At 69.1% G+C, this 9,031-nt stretch carries 8 protein-coding genes and 1 pseudogene; 7 read left to right on the forward strand and 2 right to left on the reverse strand.

Annotated elements, in window-relative coordinates; translation table 11 throughout:
* The first annotated feature begins 273 nt into the window (after positions 1-273).
* The gene (locus tag ABTZ94_RS05420) at positions 274-1,338 is read left to right on the forward strand and encodes a tetratricopeptide repeat protein (RefSeq protein ID WP_351197717.1); all 1,065 of its coding nucleotides are present in this window, start codon (positions 274-276) and stop codon (positions 1,336-1,338) included.
* Positions 1,335-2,387: a polyprenyl synthetase family protein gene (locus ABTZ94_RS05425; protein ID WP_351197719.1), complete on the forward strand. Its 1,053-nt coding sequence runs from the start codon at positions 1,335-1,337 to the stop codon at positions 2,385-2,387. Before ABTZ94_RS05420 ends, ABTZ94_RS05425 begins: the two co-directional genes overlap by 4 nt.
* A 149-nt stretch (positions 2,388-2,536) precedes the next feature.
* On the opposite strand, the pseudogene ABTZ94_RS05430 reads toward ABTZ94_RS05425, so the two are convergent.
* A pseudogene (locus ABTZ94_RS05430) lies at positions 2,537-2,662 on the reverse strand (RraA family protein); the annotation flags it as partial.
* A 357-nt stretch (positions 2,663-3,019) separates the two neighbouring features.
* Between ABTZ94_RS05430 and ABTZ94_RS05435 the strand changes: the two are divergent.
* The gene (locus ABTZ94_RS05435; RefSeq protein ID WP_351197721.1) at positions 3,020-4,048 is read left to right on the forward strand and encodes an AI-2E family transporter; all 1,029 of its coding nucleotides are present in this window, start codon (positions 3,020-3,022) and stop codon (positions 4,046-4,048) included.
* Positions 4,049-4,485: 437 nt separating this feature from the next.
* On the forward strand, positions 4,486-5,106 hold the full coding sequence (locus ABTZ94_RS05445) for an L-threonylcarbamoyladenylate synthase (protein WP_351197723.1): 621 nt from the start codon (positions 4,486-4,488) through the stop codon (positions 5,104-5,106).
* A 495-nt stretch (positions 5,107-5,601) separates the two neighbouring features.
* On the opposite strand, the gene ABTZ94_RS05450 is transcribed toward ABTZ94_RS05445, so the two are convergent.
* Complete coding sequence (locus tag ABTZ94_RS05450; RefSeq protein ID WP_351197725.1) at positions 5,602-6,222, reverse strand: TetR/AcrR family transcriptional regulator; 621 nt, start codon at positions 6,220-6,222, stop codon at positions 5,602-5,604.
* 135 nt (positions 6,223-6,357) lie between these two features.
* Here ABTZ94_RS05450 and ABTZ94_RS05455 point away from each other — a divergent pair, with 135 nt between their 5' ends.
* From ABTZ94_RS05455 to ABTZ94_RS05465, 3 genes are all read left to right on the forward strand, one after another.
* Positions 6,358-7,788 (forward strand): amidase, encoded by a 1,431-nt coding sequence (locus ABTZ94_RS05455; protein ID WP_351197727.1) that lies wholly within the window; start codon positions 6,358-6,360, stop codon positions 7,786-7,788.
* Between the two features lie 242 nt (positions 7,789-8,030).
* Positions 8,031-8,384, forward strand: a complete 354-nt coding sequence (locus ABTZ94_RS05460; protein WP_351197729.1) for a hypothetical protein — start codon at positions 8,031-8,033, stop codon at positions 8,382-8,384.
* 59 nt (positions 8,385-8,443) lie between these two features.
* Complete coding sequence (locus tag ABTZ94_RS05465) at positions 8,444-9,013, forward strand: carboxypeptidase regulatory-like domain-containing protein (protein ID WP_351197731.1); 570 nt, start codon at positions 8,444-8,446, stop codon at positions 9,011-9,013.
* Positions 9,014-9,031 lie beyond the last annotated feature (18 nt).

Here is a 9,031-nt window from a genome sequence, read left to right on the forward strand (position 1 = left end):
CGGCACCGCTTCGACGCGGTTTTCCCACCTCCAGAGTAGGCGGGATGCGACTGACGTGGGCTTTCACCGTGCGATGTCGACTTCTGTTCCTCGTGGAGCAACCTCGGACACGTCACTGCCGTCTTGATCCACAGCAAGGCGGTTCGCCGCAAGCGACAAGTACGTCCGACCCCCACGAGTGCCCGGGTCCGATCACCAGTCGACTATGCACTTGATGTATACATCACGTCTATAGCAACCCTGTGCCGACCCGGCCGCGCGCGAAAGGCTCCCATGCACAGCAAGGCACTGGCGCCCGAGTACCAAGGCGCCCTCACCAAGATGTCGGTGAACTCCTCCCTCACAGATGTACTGGCAGAAGGAGTACGTCACTTGAGGGAGGCAGAGCACAGCGGATCGCAACAGGAAGTGGCGAGGTGCGGGCTCGCGGTGGCCGAGGCGCATCGCAGGCTCGGCAACGTAAAGGAAGCCGATCAGGCATGGAAGGCCAGTTACCGGGCTGCCCGATCGGCTGGTGACCTGGGGGCGATGGCCTGGGCACTGTGGAGTGGTGGGACGCTCGCCCGTCAGCGCGGTGAACTCAGGCTCGCTTTCCGGCTGTTGGAGCTAGCGGCCGACATGGGGAAACGCGGCGGGGACATCGTCGCCCGTGGCTACTCCCTCGCCGGCCTTGCGGAGACCGGGCGGATACAAGGCGACTACCAGACCGTCGCGGTCCTGCACGAACAGCTGCTCGCCGAGGCGCGCGCCCGCGGCGAGGCGCGCCACACCGTGTGGGCGCTGGAGGGCATCGCACAGATCCACCGCAACACCGGATCGCTCGACAGCGCCCTGGCCATGTTCGAGGAAGCGGCTCAGTTGGCCGGGAACGCGGACGACCGGCGTGGCCGCGCGTGGGCCCTGCGCGGCATGGCCGACATCATTTCCCTGCGGGACGACGATCCGGAGCGTGCCCTGTCCCTGCTCGCGGAGGCCGAACTCACCTGCCGTGAGATGAAGTTGTCCAGTGCCCTCGCGTACAACCACAAGATGCGCGCCAACGTCCTCTTCCGCGCCCACCGTTACGAGGAGGCGCGCCAGGTCTACGAGGAAGCGCTCGCCGAGTTCCGTGCCATGGCCGAACGCCGGGGTGAAGCACTGGCCCGGCTGGGGCTCGTCAAGTCGCTCGCCCGGCTCGGCCGCGACCGGAACGACACCGCCGCCGATCTGGACGAGTTGCGCCGCACCCTCAGCCGGATCGGCCTGCTCAACGCCCGGGACATGGTGGACAAGGCGTACGCCGAACTCGGCGTGACACCGGTCGATGGCGAGACGGACGAGGAAAGCGGACGACGATGACACCACCGCCCGTAACCCACCGGGCCACGGCACCGCAGATTCTCGCCCGCTGCCGCGACCTCGTACGTCCGGCGCTTGCGCAGGCCGTGCAGCGTCTGCACCCGTGGCACGCGGAGATGGCCGCCTTCTCCCTCGGGTGGGACACGGCGGACGGCAGCCTCGTCACCGGCTCACAGGGCAAAGGGGTGCGCCAGGCCCTCACGCTGCTCGGCGCCGAGGCCGCCGGTGCCCCTGCGCAGGATGCTGTCGTCGGCGCGGTGGCCGTCGAGCTGATCCACGTCTTCTCCCTCCTGCACGACGACATCATGGACGGCGACGAGACCCGCAGACAGCGTGCCACTGTCTGGAAGGTGTACGGGACCGGCCCCGCGATCCTCGCCGGGGACGCGCTCTTCGCACTGGCTGTACAGACTCTGGCCGACGCTCCCGGCGTGCACAGTGCGGCAGCGGTTCGGCATCTCGCCGGAACACTGACCGACCTGGTGCGCGGTCAGGCCGAGGACCTGCTCTTCGAGTCCCGGCCCTGGACCGGGCCCGAAGCGGTGCAGCCGCACGAGTACCGGTGGATGGCCGAGCACAAGACCGGCGCGCTGCTCGGCTGCGCGGCGGGTCTGGGTGCGGTGCTGGCCGGAGCCCCTGCCACGACCGTCGACGCCCTCGCCCAGGCCGGTCGGCACCTCGGGGTGGCATTCCAGGCCGTGGACGATCTCCTCGGGACCTGGGGAGATCCACAGGTCACGGGCAAGCCCGTCCACAGTGATCTGCGCAGGCTGAAGAAGACGTACCCCGTCCTCGCGGCCCTGGCCACGGACCACTCCGCTGCCGGGCGCCTCGCCACGCTTCTCGGCACCGGCGACCCGCTCGACGGCACCACCGCCCGGCGGGCAGCCGACCTCGTCGAAGAAGCCGGTGGGCGCTCCGCAGCACTGGCCGAAGCCCACCAGCAGCTGGAGGCCGCCCGCCGCAGCCTGGACGGCGCTCAGCTGGCCCCGGCTGCGCTCGGTGAAATCCTCGCGCTTTTCCCGTTCTTCGCGGACCGCACGATGTGACCCGATGCGGGGCCCGACCGGGTCACCACTCGCCCGGCTCTCCCCGTCAGTGCCGGGGCCGGAACCCCGTCACCCGGGTCCGGCCACCGGCCCGTCCTGAACTGCGGCAGAACACAGAACGGTCCCCCGCGGCCCCGCCGGACCCGGCCCTCCTCGATGGCGCCACCAGTCCGCCGGAGATGCTGCCGGAAGGTGTACGACGGATCGGCTCTGCGCTGTGCCAGATAGTCGTCGAAGGACGTCTGCCTGCGCAGTGTTCCGGCCCGTGCCGGACGGTTCGTTCCTCCGCTGTCGCCGCATTCCGGCGTGAAATGAAGGAACACCGATCGGGCACGTCTCGGAGCTTCGAGTGGCCTGTGGGCTCCGCCCGTAGGGTGACTTCCTGTGCATGTCGCCGCGGAAGCACGGGAGGCCGCGGCCCCTGCTGGTACCAGCAGGGAATGCCCAGGCCTTCGCATCCGCAGCCCGACAGCACGGCCCCCGGCGTGTCCTCCGAAGCACGACGGCGCCGGATCCGCACCGCGTCCCGCCAGGCGCTGCGCGGCTTCCCCCGCCCTGCGACCTGGAACCCGGGCGCGCAACCTACGCCGCCTGGTCCCCGGGATGAGCCACGCGTCCACCCCACGCTGCAGATGGCCGCTGCCTACGCCTGGCGAATCCTTGTCGTGGGAGCCGTCGTTTACGCCGTCTTCTCAACGCTGGGACGGTTCCACGAGGTAGCGGTAGCCGTCTTCCTCGGCCTGGTCGGCACCGCGATGTTGCGCCCGGTGGCGGATCTCCTGGCTCGCCTGATGCCACGGCCGCTCGCTGTCGCTGTGGCACTTCTCGGCAGTATCGTCCTCGTCCTCGGCGTTCTGGCCCTCATCGGCGGGGCGGTCGCCGGAGAACGTGCCGGGCTGGAGCAGGAGTTCGGCAACGGCATGGTCAGGATCGGGCACTGGCTGGAGAAGCCACCGTTCCGGCTGAACCCAAAAGCGCTCGACGACATCCAGTCGCGGATCGGACAGTTCCTGTCCAGCCATCGCTCGACCCTCATCAGCACGGCCCTCAGCGGCGTGGGCCGACTGGTGGGGGTGGTGGCGGTGTTCGTTCTCGCATTGTTCTGCTCGGTCTTCTTCATTCACTCGGGCGACAGGCAGTGGGAATGGTTCTGCGAACAGCTTCCGGAGACGGCCCGGGCCCGGGTGGCGATCGCGGGCCGTGCGGCGTGGCGGACGTTCACCGGCTACACACGCGGCATCGTCCTGGTGGCGGCGACCAACGCAGCACTTGTCGGACTGGCCCTGTTCGCACTCGGAGTGCCGCTGGCGCTTCCCCTGGCGCTGCTGGAGTTCTTCGCCGCCTTCATTCCGTTGATCGGCTCACCGGTCGCGCTCGCAGTCGCCGCCGTGGTGGCGCTGGCGGCGAAGGGCCCGATCGTGGCGGCCGTCGTGATCGCGCTGATCGTGGTCATCGGTCAGATCGAGGGCCACCTTCTGCATCCGCTCGTGATGAGCTGGGCCGTCCGCCTGCACCCGGTGGTAGTCGCACTCGCGGTGATCGGTGGCGCCATCGCGGCGGGGGTGCTGGGCGCGGTGGTGGCGGTGCCTCTCGTGTCCGTCGTCTGGTCGGCCCATCAGGCCCTGTGCCAGGAACGTGAATCCGCGCAGGTGAAGGATTGAGGGATGCGCTGGGGCGGAGGCGAGACGGAAGCCCGGCACCGGAGTCTCTGGGCGGCCCGCCCCGGGCGCAGGGCGGAAGCCGAACTGGTGGTGCGGGCTCCGTCGTATCGACGTTGCTGCCGCCCCCTGGAGATCGGTACCGGCCGCTTGGTCCGAGGCAGGACCTCGCCCCGGCCGACGGGGACCTCGGATCGGGCAGTACAGCCGCTCCGCGTCAACGGGGGTCGTGTGCTGTCTCCTCGCCGCCTGGCCCTTCGGTGCCTCGATGTACGCCGTGCCGTCGGCTTCGACGGAGATGGTCAGCACACAGTCCGGCCAAAGCGGTCAAGGAGTGAGTTCCGGCGCCGCCAGGAGCCGACGGCGCCGGAACCCGACGCACCATCCGGACCAGGCCTCGCTGTTCCGAGCGTAATGCGCTGATCACCTAGACTCGGCGGATGGCGAAGTACTTCGACGTACACCCCGAGAATCCTCAACCGCGCACCATCCGCACCGTGGCCGACAGCATCCGGTCCGGCGCGCTCGTCGCGTACCCGACGGACTCCTGTTACGCATTGGGATGCCAGCTGGGCAGCCGTGACGGCATCAGCCGGATCCGGTCGATCCGGAATCTCGACGACCGTCACCATTTCACCCTTGTGTGCCAGAACTTCGCGCAGCTGGGTCAGTTCGTGCACATCGACAACGATGTGTTCCGCGCGATCAAGGCAGCGACACCCGGCAGTTACACCTTCATCCTTCCGGCGACGAAGGAGGTACCGCGTCAGCTGCTGCACCCGAAGAAAAAGACGGTCGGAGTCCGGATTCCCGACCATGTCGTCGCTCAGGCGTTGCTCGCCGACCTCGGTGAGCCGCTGCTGTCCAGCACCTTGCTCCTGCCCGACGAGGACGAGCCGCTGACACAGGGCTGGGAGATCAAGGAACGGCTCGACCACGTGGTGGACGCCGTGGTCGACTCGGGCGACTGCGGCACCGAGCCGACCACGGTCATCGACTTCTCCGGCGGTGAGCTCGAGATCGTACGCCGAGGGGCGGGCGACACCGCACGGTTCGAGTAGCCGCGCCGACGGCACGTGTCGGGCACGGGCTTGTGTCCAGGTACATGGCAGCGGAAACCGGCCGGGTTGTTCAGCGCCCGGACGGGGTTCTGACTGCTCCGGCCGGTCTCAGGCACGGCCGCGACGGAGACCGGCCGGCCCGGCACGGTCTGATGCTTGCTTTCACCCCGGCCAAAGATGCGGCAGAAAGGCCGGTCAGGGCAGGTGCCGGCGTCCGGCCGCAGCCACGGACCGCCCCCGTCGCTGTCGTACTCCGGCGCATCGAAGGTGACCCAGTACGAAAGCTCGCCTGCACGTGCACGAGGGCTCCCACAGCATCGATCGCGCCCAGGAACTCGTTCCGCCAAGGTCCAGCCCACTCCGCATCACGGACCACCGTTCCCCGACTGCCCGCGGGCGCGGCGACCGGCCGGTCCTTGCACAGAGCTCGGCCCATGGTGTGCCCGACGGCCCGGTGGACGGTGAGCCGGAGTGCGTCCTGGCGGCCCGGGACGTTCAAGTGGTGCGAGGCGGCCGGACCGGACGCTCCCAGAGACCGCGCAGGTGCGCGTGGAGGACGTCCTCGGCCTCTTGCGGGGTGAGATGGCCGATCAGGACGTGCGCGGTAAGACCGTCCGCGAGGGCGAGGAGGGCATGGGCCTCGCGTTGCGGATCGAGGGGCACGGCGAAGTCGGCGCCCTCGCCGACTTCCGAGATGAGGCGGGTGAACACCTCTTGCAGGACTGCGTAGTTCGCCTTCAGCTTCCTCGCGAGGGACTCGCTGACAGCCGCCTGTGCAACGAAGGCGAGCCAGACCCTGGCCTCGGCGCGGTGCCCTTCCTGGAGCAGTGAGACCTCGGTGACCGCGTGCCCCAGCGCGGTACCGGCCGACTGGGCCGGGCTCCTGACGAGGCGGGCCTGTACACGCTCACTGATCCGCTCGCCGATCTGCCCGAGAGCGAACACCAGCATCTCTTCCTTGGTACGGAAGCATCGCTGAACGGCGCCCATCGACACCTGCGCACAGGCGGCGACGTCGCGAAGGGTCACGCCTTCCAGCCCGCGTTCGTCGGCGAGTCGGCAGACGGCCTCGGCGATCCGGCGACGTCGGTCTGCGTGATCCACCTGCTTGGGCACGACTGGTCGCCTCCCTGGTTCCACGGTCCTCTGTTCCGCAGCACACTTTATCCGATGCGCTCGTATCGGTTACCGGGCTATAGTTCCGATGCAAGTGCATCGGAACAAGGTTAGGATAGGAAAGGACACGAGCGCATGCAGGATGCCCTGTGGAAGATGCCGGCCACCGCGCAGGCGGAGGCGGTGCGCCGCGCAGACGTCTCGGCTGTCGAACTGATCGACAGCCACCTGGAGCGCATCGCCGAGGTCAACCCTCGGATGAACGCGGTCACGCAGCTCCTGGCCGAGCGCGCACGCGCAGCCGCAGCTCAGACAGACCGCCGGCGGGCCGCCGGTGAAGCGCTGGGACCGCTGGCGGGCGTGCCGTTCACGGTGAAGGAGAGCACCGCCGTCGAAGGCGTGCCGACCACGTTCGGCACGGAGCGCTTCCGCGATCTGGTGGCGTCGGCCGACGCACCCCCGGTGGCCCGGCTGCGCGCAGCCGGCGCCATCCCCATCGGGCACAGCAACATACCCACCCTGATCCTGGCGGGCATGCACACGCGAAGCGAGCTCTTCGGCGACACGGTCAACCCATGGGACCGCGGCCGGACCCCGGGCGGCAGCAGCGGGGGCGACGGGGTGGCCGTCGCCACGGGCATGGCAGCACTCGGGCTCGGCAACGACTCCGGTGGATCGGTTCGCATCCCGGCCCAGTTCTGTGGCGTGGCCGGACTGAAGCCGACCACCGGTCGCTTCCCCGCGGACCACCGCTTCCTCGGCCCGGACGACCCCGGCCCGGCATCCCAGATGCTGGTCACCGACGGCCCGCTGGCGCGGAGTGTGGGCGACCTCCGGTTGGCGTACGAGGTGCTGGCCGGGACCGACCCGCGCGACCCGCGGGCCGTACCGGTACCCGCGTACGGTGAACCGCTCCCCGGGCCGGTGAAGGTCGCGGTCGTGGCGGACCCGGGTGGGCGCGGCGTTCACCCCACAGTTCTCGCGGCCATCGAGACCGCGGCCGAGGCACTGCGCGAGGCCGGGTACGACGTCCGGGAGGTGCAGGACGTTCCGAGGCTGGACGAGGCGCTCGAAGCGTATGGCCGGATCACCGTGACCGAGTTCGCTCCGACCTGGCCGGTGGTGCGGCAGCTGCTCGGAGAGGGCGGGGACCGCTATATCGGGATGGCGCTGGAGCAGACACCGCCGGCGAGCGCGGACGAGTTCATGAAGCTGATGGGCACCTGGATGAACATCCGCCGCTCATGGGCCGAATTCCTCGACGAATACCCGCTGTTGCTCGGCCCGGTGTTCACCGAGCCACCGGTCGAGCCGGGGCTGGAGTCGCGCGACAGGGCTGGGCGGGACCGGGTCGGCTCGGCGATGCGCCTGTGCACAGTGACCAGTTTCGTGGGTGTGCCCGGTGTGGCCGTACCGACCGGAGTGGTCGACGGACTGCCGTCCGGAGTGCAGATCGTCGGGCGTGCGTTCCGGGAAGACCTGTGCCTGAGCGCGGCGCAGGCGATCGAGGACCGGCTCGGAGTATTCACACCGGTCGACCCGCGCGTGGGGGTCAGGCCGCATTGAGGCCTTGGGGAGCGCTCGCACCCTCGACAAAACGACCTCAATGGTCTCCGCCGCTTGCGGGTGCGGCCCACCACGTTGTGGCGTTCCGCCTGAGGCTGGCGGGTTCATGCCATGTCCATACATGTCCCTTGTCGAGGACATGCCCACGATGCATTAGTTATCTCGGTGGATGAATTCCATCCACTGTCGACCGAGAACCAGCGCACGGGGCGACCCCAGCTCAATAGCATGGGAGTCACACATTGCGCACTTTTTCGAGTCGTTCCAGACCAGCCGCGCGGAAGACCTCCGCGCGGCTGGCTGCGTTAACCGCGGCAGCCGTCGCCGTCCTGGGCTTTCCCGTCGCCCAGGCGGCCACCAGCGCCGCGGCAGCCACTCAGGGCACCGCCGCAACCGCGTCGCGTCCCGGGGTGGAACAGGTCTGCAGCACGCCCAAGAACGGCGAGTTCAGCTGCATGGCGCTACGGCGCACCGACATCAAGGGTGTCAAGGACCTGCGGCCGATGGCCGATACGCCGAACGGCTTGGGCCCCACGGACCTGCAGGGCGCGTACAACCTGCCGGCGAACGGTGGAGCGGGTCAGACGATCGCGTAGGTGCTGCCTCCGGCTTCTACACGGTCGGCGGCAACCCCGGTGGCAGCAGTACGCCGCCGGTGTCCACCGTCGAGGTGCTGCCCGGCTACGACCAGGGCGGCGAGTCCTCGGACGTCAGCTGGCTGTCCACGAGCAAGGACAAGGTGACACTCCAGCCCGGGGCGAGCACCACGATCACCGTCGGCCTGGACGCCACGGTCCCCGAGGTCACCCAGCCCGGCGACTACACCGCGGCGCTGACCGTCCAGACCGACACCCCGTACTCGGGCGCCGACATCGGCGTGAAGATGCACGTCAACCCGCCGAAGGACTGGGGCAAGTACGCCGGCACCGTGCTCGGCGCCGACGGCAAGGGCGGCACCGCGCCGCTGGCCGGAGCGACCATCCAGATCAACGCCTCGACGACGAGCTACACCCTGCGGACGGCCAAGGACGGCACCTTCGCCCTGTGGTTCGACAGCCGCCTCAACCCGGTCACCGTGATCGTGTCCAAGGACGGCTACCAGCCGGTGACCACCACGGTGAAGGTCAAGAAGGGAGAGACGATTACCGTTGACGTGCTCCCTGGCCTAAAGGACTCCGTTGGGAAATCCGCAAAGCGGCGGTCTGTAGTGGTCGGGATGGCATGATCGTCTTGTCTGTGGGCG

Origin of the sequence: Streptomyces sp. NPDC002785 (assembly GCF_040295565.1) — a bacterium.
Taxonomy (GTDB): Bacteria; Actinomycetota; Actinomycetes; order Streptomycetales; family Streptomycetaceae; genus Streptomyces.